This is a genomic window from Nostoc sp. NOS(2021) (assembly GCF_017115025.1).
Lineage (GTDB): Bacteria > Cyanobacteriota > Cyanobacteriia > Cyanobacteriales > Nostocaceae > Nostoc.
Genome location: NZ_JABXKM010000015.1, coordinates 1 through 21492 on the forward strand (window position 1 = coordinate 1; position 21492 = coordinate 21492).

At 40.7% G+C, this 21492-nt stretch carries 20 protein-coding genes and 3 pseudogenes; 9 read left to right on the forward strand and 14 right to left on the reverse strand.

Annotation, left to right across the window (positions count from 1 at the left end):
• The coding region (locus tag HWQ41_RS00360) for a hypothetical protein (protein ID WP_292758689.1) at positions 1 to 857 on the reverse strand (857 nt) is incomplete at its 3' end.
• A gap of 61 nt (positions 858 to 918) precedes the next feature.
• Between HWQ41_RS00360 and HWQ41_RS00365 the strand changes: the two genes are divergently transcribed.
• From HWQ41_RS00365 to HWQ41_RS34205, 4 genes and pseudogenes are all read left to right on the forward strand, one after another.
• Positions 919 to 1368, forward strand: coding sequence for a hypothetical protein (locus tag HWQ41_RS00365; protein WP_292758692.1), 450 nt, complete (start codon positions 919 to 921; stop codon positions 1366 to 1368).
• Between the two features lie 210 nt (positions 1369 to 1578).
• Positions 1579 to 1734 (forward strand): annotated as a pseudogene (locus HWQ41_RS00370) (pentapeptide repeat-containing protein); the annotation flags it as partial.
• 41 nt (positions 1735 to 1775) lie between these two features.
• A complete protein-coding gene (locus HWQ41_RS00375; RefSeq protein ID WP_292758695.1) occupies positions 1776 to 2141 on the forward strand; it encodes a hypothetical protein in 366 nt (121 codons plus the stop codon).
• 81 nt (positions 2142 to 2222) lie between these two features.
• Positions 2223 to 3065, forward strand: a pseudogene (locus HWQ41_RS34205) (NACHT domain-containing protein); the annotation flags it as partial.
• 621 nt (positions 3066 to 3686) lie between these two features.
• On the opposite strand, the gene HWQ41_RS34210 reads toward HWQ41_RS34205, so the two are convergent.
• From HWQ41_RS34210 to HWQ41_RS00385, 4 genes and pseudogenes are all read right to left on the reverse strand, one after another.
• On the reverse strand, positions 3687 to 3884 hold the full coding sequence (locus HWQ41_RS34210) for a PT domain-containing protein (RefSeq protein WP_366931620.1): 198 nt from the start codon (positions 3882 to 3884) through the stop codon (positions 3687 to 3689).
• Between the two features lie 21 nt (positions 3885 to 3905).
• On the reverse strand, positions 3906 to 4007 hold the full coding sequence (locus HWQ41_RS34215; RefSeq protein ID WP_366931621.1) for a PT domain-containing protein: 102 nt from the start codon (positions 4005 to 4007) through the stop codon (positions 3906 to 3908).
• A gap of 27 nt (positions 4008 to 4034) precedes the next feature.
• Positions 4035 to 4148: a PT domain-containing protein gene (locus HWQ41_RS34220; protein ID WP_366931622.1), complete on the reverse strand. Its 114-nt coding sequence runs from the start codon at positions 4146 to 4148 to the stop codon at positions 4035 to 4037.
• Positions 4149 to 4667: 519 nt separating this feature from the next.
• A pseudogene (locus HWQ41_RS00385) lies at positions 4668 to 4859 on the reverse strand (integrase); the annotation flags it as partial.
• A gap of 352 nt (positions 4860 to 5211) precedes the next feature.
• Between HWQ41_RS00385 and HWQ41_RS00390 the strand changes: the two are divergent.
• Positions 5212 to 6204 (forward strand): tyrosine-type recombinase/integrase, encoded by a 993-nt coding sequence (locus HWQ41_RS00390; RefSeq protein WP_292758701.1) that lies wholly within the window; start codon positions 5212 to 5214, stop codon positions 6202 to 6204.
• 30 nt (positions 6205 to 6234) lie between these two features.
• Here the strand turns inward: HWQ41_RS00390 and HWQ41_RS00395 are convergent, their stop codons facing one another.
• On the reverse strand, positions 6235 to 6465 hold the full coding sequence (locus HWQ41_RS00395) for a hypothetical protein (RefSeq protein WP_292758704.1): 231 nt from the start codon (positions 6463 to 6465) through the stop codon (positions 6235 to 6237).
• An 873-nt stretch (positions 6466 to 7338) separates the two neighbouring features.
• Positions 7339 to 12150 carry a type ISP restriction/modification enzyme gene (locus tag HWQ41_RS00400; RefSeq protein WP_292758706.1) on the reverse strand — a complete coding sequence of 1604 codons (4812 nt, stop codon included), beginning with the start codon at positions 12148 to 12150 and terminating at the stop codon, positions 7339 to 7341.
• A gap of 395 nt (positions 12151 to 12545) precedes the next feature.
• On the opposite strand from HWQ41_RS00400, the gene parA reads away from it, so the two are divergent.
• Together parA and HWQ41_RS00410 are read left to right on the forward strand one after the other, a co-directional pair.
• Positions 12546 to 13163: a ParA family partition ATPase gene (parA, locus tag HWQ41_RS00405; RefSeq protein WP_292758708.1), complete on the forward strand. Its 618-nt coding sequence runs from the start codon at positions 12546 to 12548 to the stop codon at positions 13161 to 13163.
• A gap of 40 nt (positions 13164 to 13203) precedes the next feature.
• Complete coding sequence (locus HWQ41_RS00410; protein WP_292758710.1) at positions 13204 to 13494, forward strand: ribbon-helix-helix domain-containing protein; 291 nt, start codon at positions 13204 to 13206, stop codon at positions 13492 to 13494.
• A gap of 203 nt (positions 13495 to 13697) precedes the next feature.
• On the opposite strand, the gene HWQ41_RS00415 is transcribed toward HWQ41_RS00410, so the two are convergent.
• A complete protein-coding gene (locus HWQ41_RS00415) occupies positions 13698 to 13928 on the reverse strand; it encodes a hypothetical protein (protein WP_292758712.1) in 231 nt (76 codons plus the stop codon).
• Positions 13929 to 14250: 322 nt separating this feature from the next.
• Positions 14251 to 14502, reverse strand: a complete 252-nt coding sequence (locus HWQ41_RS00420) for a hypothetical protein (protein WP_292758714.1) — start codon at positions 14500 to 14502, stop codon at positions 14251 to 14253.
• Between the two features lie 182 nt (positions 14503 to 14684).
• On the opposite strand from HWQ41_RS00420, the gene HWQ41_RS00425 reads away from it, so the two are divergent.
• Both HWQ41_RS00425 and HWQ41_RS00430 read left to right on the forward strand, forming a co-directional pair.
• Complete coding sequence (locus tag HWQ41_RS00425) at positions 14685 to 15017, forward strand: helix-turn-helix transcriptional regulator (protein ID WP_292758716.1); 333 nt, start codon at positions 14685 to 14687, stop codon at positions 15015 to 15017.
• Positions 15018 to 15034: 17 nt separating this feature from the next.
• Positions 15035 to 15898 (forward strand): PIN domain-containing protein, encoded by an 864-nt coding sequence (locus HWQ41_RS00430; protein WP_292758718.1) that lies wholly within the window; start codon positions 15035 to 15037, stop codon positions 15896 to 15898.
• A 664-nt stretch (positions 15899 to 16562) separates the two neighbouring features.
• On the opposite strand, the gene HWQ41_RS00435 is transcribed toward HWQ41_RS00430, so the two are convergent.
• The 5 genes from HWQ41_RS00435 to HWQ41_RS00455 all read right to left on the reverse strand — a co-directional run bounded on the left by HWQ41_RS00435 (position 16563) and on the right by HWQ41_RS00455 (position 21363).
• Entirely contained in the window at positions 16563 to 16964 is a 402-nt protein-coding gene (locus HWQ41_RS00435; RefSeq protein WP_292758720.1) for a hypothetical protein, read from the reverse strand.
• A gap of 27 nt (positions 16965 to 16991) precedes the next feature.
• Complete coding sequence (locus tag HWQ41_RS00440; protein WP_292758722.1) at positions 16992 to 19823, reverse strand: DUF3987 domain-containing protein; 2832 nt, start codon at positions 19821 to 19823, stop codon at positions 16992 to 16994.
• Entirely contained in the window at positions 19820 to 20050 is a 231-nt protein-coding gene (locus tag HWQ41_RS00445; RefSeq protein ID WP_292758724.1) for a hypothetical protein, read from the reverse strand. Before HWQ41_RS00445 ends, HWQ41_RS00440 begins: the two co-directional genes overlap by 4 nt.
• Before the next feature lie 516 nt (positions 20051 to 20566).
• Positions 20567 to 20809 carry a hypothetical protein gene (locus HWQ41_RS00450; protein ID WP_292758726.1) on the reverse strand — a complete coding sequence of 81 codons (243 nt, stop codon included), beginning with the start codon at positions 20807 to 20809 and terminating at the stop codon, positions 20567 to 20569.
• 320 nt (positions 20810 to 21129) lie between these two features.
• The gene (locus tag HWQ41_RS00455) at positions 21130 to 21363 is read right to left on the reverse strand and encodes a hypothetical protein (RefSeq protein WP_292758728.1); all 234 of its coding nucleotides are present in this window, start codon (positions 21361 to 21363) and stop codon (positions 21130 to 21132) included.
• Between the last annotated feature and the right edge of the window lie 129 nt (positions 21364 to 21492).

Below are 21492 nucleotides of genomic sequence, written 5' to 3' on the forward strand. Positions count from 1 at the left end.
GTGTGCGATCGCAGGAGGTCATCCCGGACTAAATTAGCCACCTCTGCCATTGTTTGATAAACGGTATAGATGGCTTTCTGGGCGGCGTTGAATGCCATACCGCAGTAAATCACATTAGGATTTACTATTGTTTCCGATGAACCTGTGGCAGGGTTGAACTGGCAGTATTCTAGCTTATGGCTACCGATGATTTCTAACATCCGAAATCTAAACCACTTGGGGAGTTGTGGGTTGATTTCGCGCAGTCGTTTCATTGCATCGCCATCACCGAGGAAATAGGGTTTACCATATTCTCCAGAGTCACTCAATAGCATGGTTTGCTGGTTTAGGAATGCTGTAAAATGTGCAGACTCGATATCTAATTCAATCGCGTAACCCTGCGGCTGTGGAGCTAGGTAGAGGTAATGCCAGTGGCTAGCATTGCCCAGTAGCTCGTAATTAAAACCATGTTCCTGGTCTAGTTTTTGGACTTGAGCCAATTCATCCATTTCTAATAGTTGTGGACGGGTTCTGGCCAAGTAGTAATATCTGTTCCCGTAGCTTTTGGTCTTCTTATTCATCGGTAACTTTAAGACGTGACGAATGAAAGTCTTAACCAATTTTTGTGGACTCATTTTATCAGTGGTGAATTCTTCAGGCTTTTGACTAATTGCTCCAAATAGCTCTGCTAGTGCTTCGGTTTCCTGTTTTATTTGTTGGTGTCGCTTTTCGGGTTTCCACCACCAGATAACTTTACTGCCATGTTTGACGGTAATCGTGTCCTGAGAGTCGTACAATTCTGCACCTGTCCCTAGTCCTCTGCATATTTTTACATGACACCAAAAATCGGTTCTGAGTTCATAGGTATGTTGACTCATAATTAAATTACACCTTCCTATCGAAAAATGGTATAGTTGATATATACACAGCTATACAGCTATGCGGAAACAGACCAATTACAAACTTCCTGAAGAGTTAATTACAGCACTTCAGGAAAGAGCAGCAGTAGAACGTACTACCTCTACAGATTTAGTTATTCAAGCGCTAAACTCGTTTCTGAGTAATTCAGAAGCAGACGTTTCGCGTATATCGGATAGTATACCTGATCTAGTGCAACGTATAGAACAGTTGACGCAACGATTGAATGAACTTGAAGCCAAGAAACATATCTACTTCATGAATAATTCGCCCTTGTCCGAGGCGAATGAAATACATATCGGTATAGACAGCGATACCACTTTCCGTCCAAGTGATCCACAAGATCAGTTTGCAGCTTTGTTAAGAAGGTTTGAGGAACTTGTTCTGCAAAACCAAAGCTTATGGGAACGAGTTACTACCCTGGAAGACTTGATACAAAATCCAATTGCCAAGACTGATCACACATATTGAGTAATTCTGGACATGAATTCTTGGCTGTCCCATATCAAGAGCGATCGCTTTGCATCCACACAAAGGACTCATCCTATGGTGTTTGTGACTTGCAATTTCCATTAAATTTTTCAGGTAGAAATATAAAATTAACTTAAAACGTTAAAATTTTGGGATTGTTCATGGTATACCTGCTGTATCCAAAAAGAAATTTGTATACAGCGCCCAGCTATGCCCCAGGACTTCTCCGGTCAAAATCTCAGAGGTCGTTCTTTCAAAGGTCAAAATCTTGAGGGTGCAAATTTTAGTGGTGCAGATATCCGAAGTGCAGATTTTACTAATGCTACTTTAATAGGGGCAAACTTTAGCCATGCTCAAGCAGGACTGTTCAAGGTGAAGGCAACCGAGTAGTTCAAGGAGATACAACAATGACTGGCGATCGCAATATCAACACAGGTGGCGGCAACTATAACGAGCGCATTGAACGCGATTATATCCAAGGTAATTACTACGCGGCTGGACAGCCCCAAAGTCTTGCCCAAGCTGCTGCCGATATTCAGCTATTACTAAAACAGCTAGAGCAAACTTACCCTACTACCACTACATCACAGCAAATGGTAGTAGCGGCAGAAGCTGTAAACCGCATTGAAAGCAACCCATTATTGAAAGAACGAGTAATAAATGCTGTCAAGGGTGGTGGTTTAGCTGCTTTTGAGAAAGCTATTGATAACCCAGCAGGTGCTTTTATTGTCGGCGCTATTAAAGGCTGGCAGGAAGTAGAGGCAGAAGATTGAGGAAACTAAATTAACATACTTTTAAGTTCATAGTTTAGCAACCCGCAGCCTATAGGTTTAAAAATTAGCTGAGGCGAAAATATGGAAGAGCCGAACCCGCCTGAAAACCGCAATATCAATACTGAAGGAGGTAATTATAATAAGCGGATTGGAAGAGATTATATTCAAGGTAATCTTTTTAAACGAATTATCTTCAGTATTTTTCAATTGACTACCAACATCTTCGTTGAACAGACATTCTCTCCAGTAGGCGACCCTGCCAGACCGAAGAATGAACGGATACTACTAGCCGCAGTCAAGGAAGAAGTTACTGGACGGTTAAGGGACTCTCTACACAATGCCGTGCTAATTAATTTAGGTAAAGAGCCGCAACCACAACAAGTAAAAAGACCTTGGGATGCTGAGATAAAAATTGGCTTAAAGCCTGCTGTCCCTCTCCCAGATACCACAACAATTTTAGAGGTTTTTGACTCGGAAGAAATTGCAGGCAAACTGTTAATTTTAGGTGCGCCAGGGGCAGGTAAGACCACGACACAATTAGAACTAGCTCAAGCTTTAATAAGACGTGCAGAAGAACAGCCTGATTATCCCGTTCCAGTTTTATTCAACTTGTCCTCATGGAAAAATGACCGCCAATCTTTAACTGATTGGTTGGTGGCAGAACTTAAATCTAAATACCGTGTTTCAACTAAACTTGGTAAAGAATGGGTAGTCAATCACCAGCTGCTGCCCATGTTGGATGGTTTAGATGAACTGGAGCCACAGCGCCAAGAATCTTGTGTCCAGGCAATTAATGAGTTTTTAGTAGGTGAAAATAGACCCCTTTCTTTAGTTGTTTGTAGTCGAAGTGAAGAATATAGTAACTACTCCACTCAATTACAACTTAACGGTGCTATTTACTTACAGTCTTTGACCAACAATCAAATTTGTGATTATTTAACCTCAATAAATTATATAGAACTTTGGTCAACTATCAGTAGCGACTTAAACTTACTAAATTTAGTTAAAACTCCCTTACTACTCAGCATTACTGTTATAGCATTTCAAGAAATATCTGTTGAAGAATGGCAGTATTTGACTTCTAGAGCAGACCGGATTCAGTATTTGCTAGATGCCTATATAGTCCGGATGTTGACACGGGATATTGATAGTAGGGCATATTTCAATAAAAAAACTCCTAATGCTAGAAAAACGCGAATGTGGGTTGTTTGGTTAGCTCAACAAATGCAGCAAGAATCGAAAACAGAGTTTTTGATTGAAGAAATGCAGCCTAGTTTGTTAAAAACTAAAATTCCCAAGATTATTTATAATTTGATTGTCTGGGGAGTTATACAAATGCTAATTTTTGGACTGATTTATGGGCTGATTTATGGGCTGATTGGAGGGCTGATTCGAGGGCTGAATGGAGGGCTGATTGGAGAGCTGATTAATGGACTGATTGGAGGGCTTGCAGGGCTGATTAATGGGCTGATTTTTGGGCTGATTGCAGGGCTGATTAATGGTTTATTTGGTGAGATAATAGAGTATAAAATTGAAAATATAGGTTTAATTAGGTCTAATAATTTTTTTAACAAACCCATTATAAAATGGCTGATTTTTGGGCTGATTGGAGCGCTGATTAATGGGCTGATTTTTGGGCTGATTGGAGGGCTGATTGGAGGGCTGATTCGAGGGCTGATTGGAGCGCTGATTGGGCTGATTTTTGGGCTGATTGGAGGGCTGATTTTTGGGCTGATTGGAGATAAAATTGAAGCAATTGAAACCCTAAAATTTTCTTATCATAATTTTAAAAATGCGCTGATTTATGGGCTGATTGGAGGGCTGATTTTTGGGCTGATTTTTGGGCTGATTGGAGGGCTGATTTATGGGCTGATTTTTAAGCTGATTAGAGGGCTAATTTTTGCGCTGATTTCTGGGCTGATTTCTGGGCTGATTGGAGGGCTGATTTCTGGGCTGATTGGAGGGCTGATTTCTGGGCTGATTTCTGGGCTGATTTTTGGATTTCATGGTCTAGAAATAGAAAATAAAACTATTCCTAACCAAGGGATTTGGCAATCTGCTAAAAATACAGTAAAGTTATCAGCCTTATTGTTTTTACCTTTCACAATATTAATCTTTTTGATTCAACGAATTCTACAAAAGAATAGTTCAAATGAAGATTTAATTTTTAGCTTGATGTCTGGATTAGTTTTTGGATTATTGGTGGGGATACCTAGAAGTGGAACACCCGTTATTAAACACTTCGCCCTACGCCTCATCCTCTACCGCAACGGCTACATACCCTGGAACTACGCCCGCTTCCTCGACTACTGCACCGAGCGATTATTCCTTCAGCGTGTTGGTGGTCGTTACCGCTTCATCCACAAACTGCTGCAAGACCACTTCGCCAAAATGGAATTCAAACGGAATTAGAAGATATAACCGTGATTTTCTTGGCATTTTATGATTCTCAAAATGCGTAGCGATTTAATTACCAGTTATTGAATAATATTAATCTACTATAATTATTCACTTTATTAAGTTTCTTTAGTCCGACTTCTTCAACATTCCCGTCAAAAGTTCCGACATTTCCCACAAGTCTTTATTCCGGTTGTCATCATAAATCATCAACGTTCGTGGATCAGCATGACGGCTCAACTTCTGCACCTTTCTGATATTCCCATCAGTAGCATCGAGCGCTGCTGTAATCGCCGAATGCCTTCCCCTGTGCGGTGACAGACAAATTTGATAGCAAAACTGATATCAGCCTAAAAGCCATCTTTCATTAGCTGACTCAAGTTTTTGCTCCCGATGCTTGACGCTTAGGGCAAAACAACAATATCCAGATTCATACAGCATTATTACTTAGTCAAATCGTCAGCGCTTACACTGTCATCTAATTTAATTTCTCTTCATCGCCCGGAAAAATTGTCAATCAACTGACAATAACTCCCCAACCTCCTCCCCCAGCCTTGTTGCAAGATAGTGCGACAATGACTCTTTTCGCACCACTGGAAGCAAAAAACACACCTCTTCAACTAAGATATAGCTTGAGTATTAAACTTCCTAAATCTCTGCTGCGCTATCACCAATGACATCGATCCATCCTGAAAATCTTAGTGTTCTAGAAAACTCACTGGCGTTAGCGATCGGTGAGGACTTTTCTCTGGAAAATGACCCCGATGTGATCCAGCAGCTGATTGGTGATAAGCGGAGTGAAAACACTAAGCGCGAATACCAAAAAGATTTGAAAGATTTCTTTCTGTTTGTCGTTAAGAAAGAACCCAGTCGGGATTTGGTTCTAGAGTTTCTTCACCTGGAACAGCGTCACGCCGTTGCTGTGGTTCTCAAGTACAAAGCGCACCTGATTAAGAAAAAACTGGCTGAAGCTACGGTGAATCGCCGTCTCAGTGCTATCAAGTCAATGGTTGAGATGGGGCGACGGCTGGGAGTCTGCAATTTCTCTTTAGATGATGTCAAAGGTGAAAAGGTTGAAACCTACCGTGACACAATGGGCATTCCAGCCGAGGACTATGCTTTAGTTATAGCGTTGGTTGACCGCAATACCCTTAAGGGCAAGCGCGATTATGCCATTATGCGGTTACTTTGGGATAATGGCTTGCGCCGTCAGGAGATAGTCAATTTGAATGTGCTTGACTTTAACGCCAAAAAGAAAACTCTTGAAATTTTGGGTAAAGGCAAGGGTAGCCAGAAAGAAATTCTTGACCTATCGGAAAGAACCACCGACGCGATCGCCGGTTGGATAAAAGCCAGTAAGAAGAAACGTAGCAATGAACCGCTTTTCACCGTGCTGGCCTATTACAAGAATGGAGCAAGATTAACCGGGGAAGCAATCAGGCGATTGGTAGATGGGCTATGCTTGCAAGCCGGAATTACTAAGAAGATGTCACCGCATCGTGTTCGTCATAGTGCGATTACCACAGTATTGGATCTGAATAATGGTAACTACCGCGCTACCCAGCGTTTCAGCAGACACGCCCAAGTGCAGACGGTTTTGAAATATGATGATAACCGCCAGCGTTTGCAAAAGCAGATGAGCGACTCAATATCAGAATTGATTTAGAAAAAAGCTCAAAATATTGATCTGCTGGAGTTAGATATTATTAAGAAGCAAATTGTGGGGATTTTTCAGGATAAAATGATTGTCAACTTTGACTAAATCACCTGTGCAGCGAATTGGTAAACGTTCCTGATAGGCTTTAATGGCTAAGATATAATCATGACCTGCAAGTTCTGTTTTGATTGATCGTAATTTCTCAAAAACTTCACCTAGTAAAGTAATTTCTCCACTCAGTTGATCAATTAGTGGAGTGGCAATTTGCATAACCATACCTTGGACGGTGAAATTGGGATAGTTGGCATTAATCAAAACCTGAGTCAGGATCTAAATATTCCTTGCGGAAGTTGAATGGTGTTATTTGGCGGGAGCTTAATGGTGAAATTGCTGCTTTGATATCAAAATTGATAGCAGAAACATACAGATATGGTTTATTACCAGAGATCACCGGCTTCCGGCTTCAAATATAAAAAGTACTTATATTAATGCTGATATCAGGGTTACAGTCACGCGATGTTAGCACTTCACCATGTATACATCTATAAACTGGGGTGAACTGAGCAGTAATTCCGAAAGTTACGCGCTTTTTACTTGATAAGCCGCTCTCAACCAAAGCGTAGCTTGCCCACCACGAATACCTTTGCTAGAGCAAAGCGTTCCCGGCGGTAGTCGGTAAAAGAATCTTTTTACGTTTTTGGTGCATTGATTTTGCAGACCCTTTTGGTGTCTGGTGCTATTGCATGGAGTGCTAGAATGAAGTGAATAAATTATAGGCAATGGGAGAAGGGCAAGCAGTTCGATTCCGTGAAGCAGTTGAACTAGTATGCTTTTCAGTTGGTTTCATAGTTTTACTCTTAGGTAAATTACCTAAATCGATGTACTGCGAAAAGGGGGTAGCAATTATGGAGAAACTTAGCAAGTTAGCCTCAATAGCAAAAGTGTATGGAACAATGGCATACATTTGCTTTCTAGTTCTATCTGTCCTGGTGACCAACTCCCTTAAAATCACAGTTAAAGGGTAGCGAGTAGTTAAATTAGCGCTGCACGTTGCAATAACTTCCGACTTAAACTTACAACTCCATCAGCTAGTTGGTGGAAGTCGGAAGTCAGGAGTTGGAAGTTAGGGGTCAACTGCGATCGCTACTTATGCTCATTCAATGCTGGTAAAGCGTTCACAATTTTCATGCTTTCCAGGCTGACTCTCACTATACGCTTCACCAAATCAAGAATGTATCTAGGATCTTCTGACCAATCGTTAGGATCATTGGTAATTTGGCTATCCTTGTCTTTGGTAAACTGGTAACGATCCATAATCCACTCAAGGGCTGATTTCCCATTTACGACATAATCGTAAGTTTCAAGAGGAATACCAGACAAGGTGATTTTGCTGTTATAGATGATGGTGGTTTTATCTATAACTTTAGCCCGTCTCCCAAAACTCATTTTTTCAACACGGTAATCTTCGTTATCTAGAAAAAGTAGTCCTGAATTGTCTTCCATTAGCGGGTAAGGTTCAATGGTTTCATAGTTGAGATGCCAAGGAGCTAACTCACAACCTGCTTTGCTAAATGCCCAAAAGTCCTGAGTGTAGGGGATACGGAGTAACATCTTTTTAAGATCAGCTTCAAAGCGGCGTTTATATTCGGGACTGTGTAGAATGCCATAGACATAGTAGAAAATGTCTTCTTTGGTAATGGTTTTATCACTGTAGGTTTTTCTAAAATCAGTCAGAATAGACTCAGGAATGTTCTCTTTTTTTGTATATTCATATTCGGAAGTAGTAAAAAGTGTCCCTGTATCTTCCTGTTTTTCGTAGGTGTAGAGGGGAAAGCATTGACTAGTATCATGCAGGTGAAGATTTGGAATGACATCTGTTATCAGGGCAGAAAATTCCTTGCTTGCACCTATTCCAGTTACACAAATTACCAAATTTTTGAGATTCTCTTTTGCAAAGAATTTAGGCATTTGGTAAACTCTGTGATTTAAGTCTCTATCAAAATAGAGGTTTTGCTTACAGAAAGGTCTATAAAAGCTAATTACAATGCCTTCTGCACGAAACTTAATTCCTCGCTTACGTTCTAAATTTTGTTTAAGACTGCTAGACCATTTGATTAGCTTGGAGTTATTTTCAATAAAATTTTCTATATTTAGCTTTTTGTTATCTTTTGTTTTTTGCGAAGCTTCATTATAAGCAAAAACCTGGGCTGTATAATTCTCAATCATTTTATTTATATTACTCTTCAAACTATTTCTTGAGAAATTGTAAGCCCAAGCATCTCGGTTAGTTTGTACTCCAGGAGAATACAAATCAAAAATAGTCTTCGTTGTTGCGTCCTGCTTATCACCCAAGGACATAAACTCATCAAATCCAGGATCTCGTTGATTAATCCAGTCATAGCTACTGTTAGGCGTAACGGTTTCCCACTGTATCCCTGTAATGCCTTTAAAGTCTTTAATAATGTGTAGCTTCTCTTCACGGCTTAAATAGTCGCCAATATCGTGATAGAAAAGCTGACAGCCTCCCGTTTTCTCTGGATTCTTAATGAGTAAGGTAATGGCAATACTGGCACGACTACCAGAGCCAAAAATCTTTCCGCCTTCTATTCGTGAAGTTTCGCCTGATGTGCGTTGATTCCCTCGTAAATTAAAGCAGTAAATACTGGTAAACTCATCATTTAGGCATTTTCTTAATCCATCAGCCGAGTTACTATCAATAAATGCACCATTGATGACGTAGCAAACAATCCCTTTATCTTTAATGCGATCGCTTGCCCAACGAATAGCACGAATTTCAGAAGAATAAAGACCGTTTTTGTTAGTTGCTGTTGAATGTTTAGCATAGGTTTCCCGAATGCGTTCATCTAGCTGAGGATATTTCAAATTTTTATTACTATCATTCTCGCTCTTTTGCCCTGCTGAATAGGGAGGATTACCAATAATTACCCGAATGTCTCGCTTCTTCTGATTTACCACACGCTGATTATTTTCAGGAAACATTTCTTGCCAGTTGGAAATGGTAGGGTTTTGCATCGTCCCCCCATGTTCAAACATTTGGAAAGTATCAGTCAAGACCATCCCCTTAAACGTTTCATATTCCCTACCTGCTAACCCGTGATAGCTTCCTTCAATATTAATAGCTGCAATATAGTAAGCCAATAAAATTATTTCATTAGCATGGAGTTCATGCTGAAACTTACGAATTAAGTCTTTTGGTTCAATCAAACCACTTTGTAATAGACGAACGATAAAACTACCTGTACCAGTAAACGGATCAAGAATATGTACATTACGATCAGTTAACCCTACTCCAAACTCCTGTTTTAAAGCATCATCAACACTCTTGATAATAAAGTCAACCAGTTCTACAGGAGTATAAACAATGCCTAACCTTTCAGCCATGCGGGGGAAAGCTGTACGGAAAAATTTATCATATAGTTCAATAACAATTTTCTGTTTACCTTCGGCGTTATCTATGCCACTAGCTTTTCTTCTCACACTGCTATAGAATTTCTCTAGTGATTTTGTCTCTTCTTCTAAAGATTGCTCTTCTAATAAGTCCAACATCTTCTGCATTGCTAAAGATACAGGGTTATGTTGAGTAAACTGGTAGTCTTCAAACAACGCATCAAAAACAGGTTTAGTAATTAGATGTTGTGAGAGCATTTCAATGGCATCATCTTCACTAACACTGGGGTTTAGATTGCTTTGTAACCCGTGAAGAAACTCATTAAATGCTTGACGGTGTTGTAGTTCTGGACTTTCTAGGAGAGCTTTAATTCTTGTGAAATGACGTTCTGCAATGGTAGCGACATCCTTAGCCCAACTTTCCCAATAACGACGCTCACCACACTTAACAACAATCTTGGCATAAATCGCATCACGCCATTCTTCAAGGTGAGGAAAATTCAATGTCATTTGCACTGGGCTGGCAGTAACACTACCACCAGTCCCATCATTGTCACCACCACTACCACCTACTCCAATTACATTAATTTGTGGAGGGCGAGATTTATTTAAGTCAATTTGGTTAATCGTAGCGTTGAAACGGTCATCATGTGCGCGTAATGCCTGTAATACCTGCCAAACTACTTTGTATTTATTATTATCTTTGAGAGCTTCTTCTGGAGTTAAATCGGCTGGGATACCAATAGGTAAAATAATGTAGCCATACTTTTTACCTTCAGATTTCCGCATCACCCGTCCCACAGATTGCACGACATCAACTACTGAATTACGAGGCGTGAGAAATATGACTGCATCTAATGAAGGCACATCAACACCTTCAGACAGGCAACGGGCATTAGAAAGAATACGGCAGGTATTCCCACTACCGCTTGTGTCTTCTTTTAGCCAATCTAGCTTTTGATTTCTCTGAAGTGAGTTTTGAGTGCCGTCAACGTGCTTAACCTCGCAGTGCAGTATGTCCTCATCAGGGTGTGTTCCGTGGTATTCCTCAACAATATTTGAGAATAGGTTTTCTATTTTCTGGGACTCTTTGATAGTTCGGGAAAAGGCTACGGCTCGACGCATAGGAGCTATATCGCCTTTAATGTCTTCCCCATCGGCATCAGTTCCCAAACGTTTAGAAAGTCCATTCCAACAGCCTGTAATTTTGACAGCATCTTCTAGTTGAAGTTCGTTGTCTGCATCAGCAATCTGTTTTTGAAAAGCTATGCTAACATACTTTTCATCAACAGCCAATACCATTACCTTATAATCTGTTAGTAGTCCACTACTTACAGCTTCCGAAAATCCCAGACGATGAAACTCTGTTCCATATATATTTACATCATCCATTGAACAAAGAGTTGCATCATTTTCTTGAGCTTGTGTCTTTGTGCCATCACTGTAAAGCTTTGGGGTAGCAGTCATATAAAGACGCTTTTTACCCTTGAGGAATTTCTGATCATGTACTCGCACAAAGTAGGATTCTTCATCACCTTGTAGGGTGACTCCAGTGGTTCGATGAGCTTCATCACAGATAATCAAATCAAATTCTGGTAAACCTTTAGCTTGTGCATCTGCGATCGCCTGAATAGACTGATAAGTTGAGAAAATAACTGTTAGTTCCCTATTTCCTTCAAAAGCTTGTACGCGAGATGCAATTGTTTGAGCATCAGTTGTTGCAGGAAAAATCAGATCACGGGTGCTGATATCTTCAACATCTGATTTTTTTGAAACTTTAGTATCAGAACAAACCACGATACTGTGAAGTGTTACTTTAGCTTCTGCTGTCCATTCCCGTAATGTTTGAGAAAGCAGTGAAATTGAAGGTACTAAAAAAAGGATTTGAGCTTTACCTGCAACATTACCTGTAGTAAAAAGTTCACTGATTTTAAGTGCAGTAAAAGTTTTACCTGTGCCACAAGCCATAATTAGCTTGCCTTGATCAGCATCTTTAAACCCTGCGATTACCTTCTCGATAGCAATACTTTGGTGAGGTCTAATCTCTTTCTTATTTTTAAGTTTGATATCTTGAGGACGCTTGAGACTAAACTGACTCCAATCTACAGGGCTTTCTGCCAAGTCTTGTACCCGTAACCGAGTCACAGGAATGTGCTGATTTTTAATTGCATCTTCGGCATTTTTCCCCCATCTATCAGTTGTGGAGACAATCATCCGTTTTTTAAATAAGGCTTTCCCTGACGCAGTAAAAAATGAATCTATATCAGATTTATCAAGGGTATGATTGGGATCATAAAATTTACATTGAATAGCACAATAATCTCCAGTGGCACGTTCCTCAGATACCAAATCAATACCAGTATCCGGTGCATTTCCACGTTTAGGGAAATCCATCCACATCCAGACATTACTGTATAAATCTTTATAAAGAGGATCTGTTTTTAGATAAGTAACCATCAAACGCTCAAACTTATCACCTAAGTCACGATTGGAGATTGCATTTTGTCTAAATTCTTCTAATATCGTGGAAATAGTAGTGGTAGTCATGTTGAGATAGTGTTTGATTTATTACTATTCTTTTTCAGTAGCTATCTAGCGAAAAATCTACTATATGGCTTAGTAAGTCAAGGTTCACACTCTCTAAAGGCATGGGTATTTTAAAGAAAATAAATTACAACCTTGTCCGTGAAATTACTAAAATATTTTTTAGGGTCAATTATTTCTGTTGTGGTGAATATTCGTATAAAGGCGAGCGACTACCAGGGATAGCCAAACCTGTTTAGGACACGCGAGTATTCACAATACTATTCGTTATATCGCCGAAAGTTTTACTCGTTCACCGGATGCTAACATTCCATCATGTATACATCCGTTAACCATGCAATAGGGTTATAGTTGAGGAATGCTACCATCCAATCATGTATACATATACACTTTAAATAATGAAAACTATTGCGATCGTTGCCAGGAAAGGAGGAACGGGCAAGACAACTTTGGCTGTTAACCTTGGGGTTGCGGCGTTTCTGAATAAAAAACAAGTTGCGTTAATTGATTTAGATCCGCAAGGCAGTTTATCTAGTTGGGGCGACAGCAGAGAGGATGAATCACCTGCTGTAGTCTCCGCTCAGGCTTCTAGGCTGACCCATATTTTAGAGGCAGCCGAAAAAAATAATGCTGATATCTCCATAATTGATACCGCAGCGAACGCCGAGTCAACCGCTCTGGCTGCGATACGCTGCGCTGATTTAATTTTGATTCCAACCCGACCTGCAATTTTCGATCTACGCGCAATTCAGGACACGGCTGACCTTGTAAAAATGGCACATAAATCAGCTTTCGTCGTTCTGAATGCAGTGCCGCCACAGGGTAATTTAGGTGATGAAGCGCAGACTGGAATTTCAGAGCAGGATATTGAAGTTTGCCCCTGGCGGTTAACTCAAAGAATCGCCTTTGTTCACGCTGTTACTGCTGGGTTAAGCGTTCAAGAATATGAGCCAACGGGGAAGGCAGCGCTGGAGATCAAGAACCTTTATCGCTGGGTTTTAAAGCAGCTTAAGTAATGTATACATGATAATATGCAAACAAGTAAGCATAAAGAATATGCCTAAAAAAACCAGTCTGAATCAAGCTTTGAGCGATGCGAGTAAAAAGCCTAGCAAGGCGGAATCTGCTAAAAAAGTAGAGCCAGATGAAATTTTAGCTGATGAAAATTCTGATTCAAAAGTCCCGCCAAGCCGTCGCGGAAAACGAGCGATCGTCGGGCATTTTGACCCCGTAGTTTGTAAGCAACTTAAACTCCTTGCAGTTGAGCAAGACAAAAGTAGCCAAACATTACTTACAGAAGCTTTAAACCTTCTGTTTGAAGCTTACGGTAAACAGCCTATTGCTTAAGGTCTGAGTTCCAAAAAATTCCCAATTTTGGGAATATATTCTTTTTGGTGAAAGTATCAGATTAAAATTCACATCGAGCCATAAGTTCAATCTAGAGGATCTGGACATGACGCTAGTAACTGTAACTACCTGCAATACTATTCACTCAAACCTTTACTTCACGGTACTTTCAAACCAGAATTAACTGCAACTAAAATTGTGCTTCAGCCCTCTTCATCAGGCTCTTTGCTATCCTTTTCATCCTGAACGCTAGAATCTCCGTTTTGCAAGCTCATCGCGCCAAAGGAATACCCTACCGCAACCTTGACCATATCAAAATAGGCAGGTCGATTTTCTTTATCAATCACAGCCAAACAAAGCGAACCAGACACTAAAATGAGTAAAATAGGAGATAGTACGCCTTTGCCAAAGGCGCTACTTATTTTCTTAGTCATGATTTAAACCTCGTTTAGATTGTTGACAGTATTGGGCTGAGTGCCAATCAGCCTAAAAAATTGCTCAATTTCTGCTAGTAACCTTTGGTTGAGTGCCAATCAGCCAAAGGTTATTGATTTGTTTGATAACTTAAAAAGCTAATCATCAATTTTGTTATGTCCTTTGCTTTTAGGTAGCAAGAGATTTTCAAAATTGATTTGAATGTGTAACGCCCACAGCAGTTCCAGAACAGACCAGAGCATAATCTTTCTGATAACCCAGGCAGAGCGCTCCTCAGACTTTATCTGTTGATGGAAGGCTTCTAGCTCAACAATGCATTCTTCAGGAAGGACAATAATTAGTTGATACGTCAAACGTAAGGGAAAGAAACTGCCGCCACGATGCCCACTCACTGAAGGAAACATCATCTGCCGAGACTTTAAGTTTGCCAGTTTGGGAATATGGCGAATATGGTTGTAATGCCCCAGGTTGGCTCTCACCAATATCCAACACTTCAGGAGCGCCACTTTCAGATAGCACCTCTTTTTGTTCAAAATCGTCTTCAATAACAGGCAGCACTGGAACTGTAGGCATAAAATCCCCCTCGGCATTATGAGAAAAGTGGTTTACCTTACATCTCATCATAAACCAAAAATATTTGGTATTTTTACTTGGTGCATTTATTTGCTTGAATTTTTAAGTTGTTTATTTACAGTCGGTTTAGGACTTGACTAAATAAGTATACTAGAGAAGGAGAGTTCTAAAGAAGCTGACCTATGCCTCTGAAACCAAAGTCAAGGGTTGCTAGCCTCCGCGAAAAAGTCGGACTAACGCAGGTTCAACTAGCGGTCTTGGTTGGTGTTACCCCAAACACAATTCAAAATTGGGAAAAAGAAAACGGACTTGAGCAACTGGAGCGATACCTGAAGCTTGCAGAGGTTTTTGGCTGTAATGTATCAGACCTAGTTGAGTACGTTCCTGCACCAGAAGAAGAAGCTAAATCTAAGGGCTTTTCCTTTTCATTGGAAGACCTGCGTAAAATGCGCGAGGGACGGGAAACTGGTACAAAAGCCCAAACGACCGAACCTCAGTCTAAACCCAAGTTTTAAGCAGAGGGAGATAAAAGATGAGTAAAAAAATTCTAGTTGATGCAGATGTGTTAATAGAACTTTTTCTTAACCGCAGCAAGTTCAGAGAATGTTTTAATAAGTTTGCCGAGATAGGAGCAGATCAGCAGTATGAGATGTATACGACATCTAAGTGTTTAAAGCGAATTTCCGATGAATGTAGTGAAACTCGAAGCAACCAAGTACGCGACGACGTGATAGGTCAGAAGAATATTATTTTCATCCATAAAGACATTACAGATAAGGCATGTAATTCCAGCCTAGTAGATTTTGATTCCGCAGAAGAACTAATCTGTGCTACTGAGTCTAAGCTTGATGCAATCCTTACTCTAACTCCCCAAAATTTTGATGGGGCTGATTTAGAAATAATAAGTCTCCAAGCCCTAACCGGAAAATATCCAAAGACCGGATTGTGGAAACATCTAACAAAGGTAATTTCTGGCAGTTTAGTATTTCTCGGTATCTGTATTAGTATAGGTATCTTTAGATATTATCAAGATAGTAGGATATTTAAAAAATATATTCCATATCAGGACATGGAAAAAGAATGTCAAAATTCAAAGTTTTACAACCCAGTATTTCGTGATCTCTACCCAAAATGGAACGACGTAGATAAGTCCTATTTTGAAAAAATTTCCCTAGAAAAAGATGATTCATTGAAAGAAGTTATTCCTGCACATCGCTGGAGATGTGTTTATATATTTAAAGGTCATTCAAAAACAGGTGGGTCAGCGACACAGAAACTAGGTTTAGAACTGAAGGATTATTGCGAAAGAACCTACAAAGGCTATGAAGGACGTATTGACGCAAGACCTCTTTACTACGATAATCCAGATTCTATTTCCTGTGTTCTAACCCAATAACAAGGGTAATGTGGCGAATGGCACTAAGAAAAGGGAAAATCGTTGAGGCAGCGGGGGTGCAGAGGAGCGGAGGAGCAGGGGAGAAAAAAGAAGTTTTAAACTAGAACTCTTCGCACTGCTCCACCATATTGCCCAACATTTTAAATATCCAAGTCATTAAGTATAGGGGTATGAGTAGCATTCGCGCAGAAAACTGGGTTAAGAGACATTACATGAGTAATACAAGCATTTTCAGAAGCTGAAACCCTTATTCTATGGTTGAGTAGTGACTCGATGATCAGCAGAGCGTCAATGAGCTTCGTTATCATGAAAATCCTTATTTGGGGCAGATATAGCGTAGCTGACACCAGGGGCAAGATAGCTTCAAATGCTTATCTAGTAAGCTTTTTGGTGCATCAAAAGTTGATTGATGTACGACTAAATAGCGGTAGCAATGAGCGAAAAATTTTGCTGCCTTATTTTTCACATACTTGTGTAATCCTTACCTAGCAAGGATTACACAAGTCGCTGTTGCAAAACGGGCGGTGTGCGATCGCGGTTGTTGCCCCTGGTGTCAGCCATGCTATATCTACCCCCTATAGTTTCGCAAGGCTTAATGGTGATTTATGGTATGAGCCAATCCCTTGATTGGTCAATCCAGGTGCGATCGCGTTCCCTTGAAAACTCAACAGCGTTTTCGCACTCCCAACCGAAAACGCTGCTCAACCAGAGGGGCGAACCCTGGACTAAATGAATATCCCAAACCTTCCAAATCTTTGAGCGTTCCCACCACTTCAATTTTGCGATCGCAGTACAAAAGGTGAGGAAAGTGCAGCTGATAGCTCAGGTCAAATTCATCACCATCTAGACGATTCCATGCGTGTTGTAGCCACTTCTCGCCGTTAAATATGCAGCCTTCCACATATTCAACTTTGGGGTAAATGTCACTGACAAGGAAGGCGTTATAGTGGCACTGCCCAACCTGAATAATGGGGATTACATCCTTGAAAGTTAGCCGCAACTGAGAGGTTTTTTTCATTAAATGGGTCACGGTTTTAAAGTGCGATCGCAGTGGGTAAATTTCCATTATGGGAAAACTCAGAGCAGTGCTGGTCTAGACAATGATGAATGCTTCCCGGAAAGCTGCTTCTCGGTTGCCTTGCTCGGTCATCACAGTGACGATTCCATTTTTCACGTTGCATTTAACAATCTTCCCAGCGAACTTGACACTACGATTACTTGCTCTGACTTCTACCTGACGGCCAATATAATCAGTAACATCTTCGTCCTCCCTTTCAGCTTGTAGAAGGGAAATTGGCTCATTCAAAAGTTCAATCTCGGAAAGTGCAGTATCCGAGTCGCTGGTGTCAGATAACACCGACTCGGTTTCAGTTTCAGGATACTCAACAGATGGGAAATCACCCCTAGTACTTCCGTTTTTAGTCGGATTCTGAAAAGTAGGTTCAATGGTAGGCGTAAAAGTAGGTTCATGACCTACCGCTAGGGCTGCTGCTGTGTCAGGGTTTTCAGCATTAGTAGGTTTTGTAGGTTCACCGCTTACTAAATCTTTATTAGCCAGCGAGTCATCTATTATTGGTTGAGTGATTTCTGGTTGAGTGATTTCAGGTTGAGTGATTTCAGGTTGAGTGATTTCAGGTTTAGTGGTTTGAGGTTGAGTGATTTGAAAAGTAGGCGAATCATCGTAACTATGACCTACAAAACCTACCTTTTCTTGAAAGCTAGATACAGCAAGGTTTTTAACGGTAGGCTCATGACCTACTTTTGACCTACTTTCGCCTACTTTTGAACCTACTTTTTCCATAAAAGCCTTAAACTCTAGTCGGATACCCTCCCCTTTAGTTTCACCATGTCCAGATTTAGCAGCCTGAATAATCCACTCCCTAACTTCATTAGCTTTAAAGCGTTGTTTCTTGGAACTGGCATTCTGGATATCCTTGGCTTTGATCCATCCATCTTCGCCACCTAATTGCTTACGTTTTGACAGTTCAATAACTTTCAAAACTTGTGGCACAGGACTAGAGTCATCCACGAATGCGTAAATCAGCTTAATTTGCCCAATATAGAACTTCATTAAACTAATAGCTTCTTTCATACGTTCCAAGGGGATTTCAACCGATGGAGAGCGTTCACTAGCTAATTCGTGCAGAACGTGAAGGTTTAATGCCAGCCTGCCTGTAATCCCTTCTGCTTTGGCATATACTGCTTTCATCCCATTGGATGGGTGGCTTACCCGCAATTGTTCAAGACGTTTGTAATAAGGTTGATAAAACTTGAATGCTTCTTTACTCAGGCGATATTCGGTAACTGGTAGTTCATGAATTTTTCTAAAGAAGCCGGCTATCAAGTCTTTCATATCAAAACTTGAGCCATTGTCGTCAGGCAGTGTACCCGGCAGGTTTGGTTGTATGGCGTATATAAATCTAGCCCAAGAGCCATCCACGTCGTTAGTGTTCTCCATTGCCTTACGCAACACGTCCGGCTGGATTGTACCCAAGATACTGAGGTAAACTTTGTTAACGTCTGCTTTTACTCCTGCGGCCCTCAAAACAGTTACGCCAGTGCCGTCAAAATAGCTGAGTAGGTCTTGCTTGTCGCTGCCCTTTCCACCTCTATATTGATTAGAGGAATTAAAAAATCCCGCTAACTCGTCAAATAATCCAAACAATGCTTTCTTTGACGCACTAGCAGCTTGTGCTTTAATACCCTCACCTGTTGCATCTGTAAAATAGTAAAGCGGTGGTTTGTCCGGCTCTTCCGGTTCCGGCTCACTCATCTCATCCCCTAGCGATTTCCGTTTTTTCCAGGACGCAAGTTCAGCTTCGTAGCGCTTAAAGTCTCTTTCGTAGGTTTGCTGATCTAAGGTTTTGAGAATATTGAGAGGCCCTCGCGCTGTCGCTTTGGTTGTAGGAGATTTTTTAGCACCGGACTCTGCGACAATTGCACCAAATAAAGTAGGTACTACAGTAAAATCCTCTCCAGCGTGAATAACCAACTCAGTTCCCACCTTATGCAAGCTACTAGCAGCTGTCAGAAACGAGGACAGGAGAACTGCATGGCGCAATTTCTGATACTGGCTATATTGAGCCAAGGGGTTGGCCAGTATTGCTGGTAGGTAATCATGAACGCTGATAGTTTCTTCAGTTGCCTCAACCAGCTTTGCAATTTCGCTAGCTTCATCAACTTGTGCTTGCTCATGCAGGAATTTTCCTGTTACCGCATCCAGCAGTTTATTTAGTTCTGAAGGCTGAAGCCCTGAGTATTGCTCCCTAACTTTGATTTTGAATTTCTCAATCGAGGTGTCATCAGCCACACTCTCAAGCAATTTGATATACTCTTCCTGGATTTTGGCAACGTCTACATTATCAGTTTTCTTGCCACTCTCAACTGTAATTCCTCGCTTCTGTAATTCCTCCAAAAGTTCTTTTTCTAATTTACCCATGAGCATATTCCAGTCGTAGGATTTTTGATCGCACCGCATCCTAAGCGTACCAAGCTCTACACTTCTTTGTGGCTCTTGCTCATAAGCCATTATTACCTTGGCTATCTGTACTGCTTCCTGGAGAGTTAATTTCTGTTGCGATTGCGTTTTTAACCACCGATCGCAATCCTGAGAAAAATGCATAATCTGAGTGGACAACTCTTCAGGCGACACAGATTCATCTGCTGCCAGGATTGCGATCGGTTGTTGAGTCTGGTAAATCTGTGGGATATTACTATTACCAGATGCGAGTATGCGGTAAATCCATTGCCGCACGGCGACTTCTGGCGTATGCTTATCTACCAAGGCAACGTGCATCCCCTTGTCTAGGGTTTCAGGCATATTGAATAAATCGCCTGTTGCAAAACGACTAGAGAGAGAGACGACCGCGCCTAAGTCGGTAGTGTACAGACAGGGCTTTAATGCGATTGCTGGGGATGCGATCATGATGCGCCTCCAGCATTCATCACCAATGAGTTATATAAGCTTGCGTTGACCGCATTAGCTTGTAGACAAGGATTCTGAGTATAATTATTGCCACTCACTAAAAAATCTATTACTATGTAGTCATTAATAGATAGACTTTTACTTTGATCGTTTTTTTGCGATCTTGGTGGGGTAATTTTCTCACCATTTTCTAGCGCAGTCGAAATTAATATTAAATTTCCTGACATTTATTTTCTCTCCAAATAGTGGTTTCTGCTGCCACCCAGAGGAGAAAGAGCTAACTCTACTTACTTACGATGAGTTTTAAGGTTATTTTTCGGCGTTTTATGATTCCATTTGAATTTATTTGCGTGATTCCGAAGTTTTTTGCTTGTATTCTGAGCAAGCCCCAACTGTTGGAATAATCCTAAAATTCGGATGTCTTGAAATAATAAACAAAATTCAGATATCATAAAATAAGTATGACCCCTTGTATAAAAGGGGAGTGCAATGGTTTTGGGTGAAAACCTAATTAACCATCGAAGTAGAAAGTAGCCCTTTTCCGATTGGGTGAAATTGAAGTAAAAGTAGCTCTTCTCCGGGTGAAACTAATTTAGTGGAAAGTGTGAGCGGGTGCTGGTAACACCCAACTCACAAGTCGAAAAACAATCCTTGTTCAGAATGAAAGTTTTGAGCCATAAACCTGTGAGCTTCCGACTCATGGGTTTTTTGGTATGGCAACAACTTTTACTCTTAGAAATAAATCAGTCCTTTACCTGCCGCAGGATAGCTTTTTCAACTGCTGGGTCGTCCAAGCACCTTGAGAGATACTCCAATAGGTCTGATTTTGACATTTGTAGCTGTGCTGCTTTATTTGTGAGCAGTTCATTGCCACTTGGGGTCATGATTGTGCCAAATTTTATCTTTACCTCTTGCCATGCGAGCAGCCGCCTTCTAACTACGGGACTAACGGGTTTTTCCAGTTTGCTGGTTTTTGTTTCTGTCATTTTGATTTCGAGCATCTTCTAGATGATACTTTAACTTTCGTGCTTTTTGATCTGAAACGTAAAAATAATATTCGTACTCTTTGATCTGAAACGTAAAAATAATATTCGTACTCTTTGCATGAAGCTATTAAATCTAAAATCGTGAACGGTATACAGTGCAAGAACCACAATCACTTATGGTTTTTTTTTGTCGATAATGTATAGCAGTTTTATTGTATAACACTTTTGCTACAATCCTTGGTATCAATACACTTTTGCTACAATCCTTGGTATCAATACACTTTGCTACAATCCTTAGTATCAATAGATTCTAAGTCTTCTTAACAGTTAAATATTTCCTCCATTCCCAGATTTTCACAAAGCTGATACATTTGTCCGTCTCCACCGTCAAACAGTCTGTAACGAGTTGTAAAGTTTAGATCATTTGTCCTGGTAGGGTCGGTTGGCTCAAAGCTCCGCCAGGTGTACTCAAAAACCGTCTCCCCTCGTTGCCGAACCTCACGCCGGAAATCATGTAAATCTTGAGCATCCCAGAATTGCGATGGCGATCGCATCGATGTGACCAGGGTGGAGTGATTGGCTGGGGAAAATGCTGGAGAAGATTCGCACCTCTGGAAGAGGGTATGACTTTGTTGCAGTCAAAAGTATCTCTGAAGTTTGCTCAGAGAAATTGGCGGGGGGTA

Coding starts and splice junctions, on each gene's coding strand:
- HWQ41_RS00415 (WP_292758712.1), bottom strand. CDS start 13,928: ATGACTAAGAAAATAAGTAGCGCCTTTGGCAAAGGCGTACTATCTCCT.
- HWQ41_RS00395 (WP_292758704.1), bottom strand. CDS start 6,465: ATGCAAATTGCCACTCCACTAATTGATCAACTGAGTGGAGAAATTACT.
- HWQ41_RS00410 (WP_292758710.1), top strand. CDS start 13,204: ATGCCTAAAAAAACCAGTCTGAATCAAGCTTTGAGCGATGCGAGTAAA.
- HWQ41_RS00455 (WP_292758728.1), bottom strand. CDS start 21,363: ATGCGATCGCCATCGCAATTCTGGGATGCTCAAGATTTACATGATTTC.
- parA (WP_292758708.1), top strand. CDS start 12,546: ATGAAAACTATTGCGATCGTTGCCAGGAAAGGAGGAACGGGCAAGACA.
- HWQ41_RS00400 (WP_292758706.1), bottom strand. CDS start 12,150: ATGACTACCACTACTATTTCCACGATATTAGAAGAATTTAGACAAAAT.
- HWQ41_RS00420 (WP_292758714.1), bottom strand. CDS start 14,502: ATGCCTACAGTTCCAGTGCTGCCTGTTATTGAAGACGATTTTGAACAA.
- HWQ41_RS00450 (WP_292758726.1), bottom strand. CDS start 20,809: ATGACAGAAACAAAAACCAGCAAACTGGAAAAACCCGTTAGTCCCGTA.
- HWQ41_RS34220 (WP_366931622.1), bottom strand. CDS start 4,148: ATGAAATCCAAAAATCAGCCCAGAAATCAGCCCAGAAATCAGCCCTCC.
- HWQ41_RS00435 (WP_292758720.1), bottom strand. CDS start 16,964: ATGGAAATTTACCCACTGCGATCGCACTTTAAAACCGTGACCCATTTA.
- HWQ41_RS00375 (WP_292758695.1), top strand. CDS start 1,776: ATGACTGGCGATCGCAATATCAACACAGGTGGCGGCAACTATAACGAG.
- HWQ41_RS00390 (WP_292758701.1), top strand. CDS start 5,212: ATGACATCGATCCATCCTGAAAATCTTAGTGTTCTAGAAAACTCACTG.
- HWQ41_RS00365 (WP_292758692.1), top strand. CDS start 919: ATGCGGAAACAGACCAATTACAAACTTCCTGAAGAGTTAATTACAGCA.
- HWQ41_RS00445 (WP_292758724.1), bottom strand. CDS start 20,050: ATGTCAGGAAATTTAATATTAATTTCGACTGCGCTAGAAAATGGTGAG.
- HWQ41_RS00430 (WP_292758718.1), top strand. CDS start 15,035: ATGAGTAAAAAAATTCTAGTTGATGCAGATGTGTTAATAGAACTTTTT.
- HWQ41_RS00440 (WP_292758722.1), bottom strand. CDS start 19,823: ATGATCGCATCCCCAGCAATCGCATTAAAGCCCTGTCTGTACACTACC.
- HWQ41_RS00425 (WP_292758716.1), top strand. CDS start 14,685: ATGCCTCTGAAACCAAAGTCAAGGGTTGCTAGCCTCCGCGAAAAAGTC.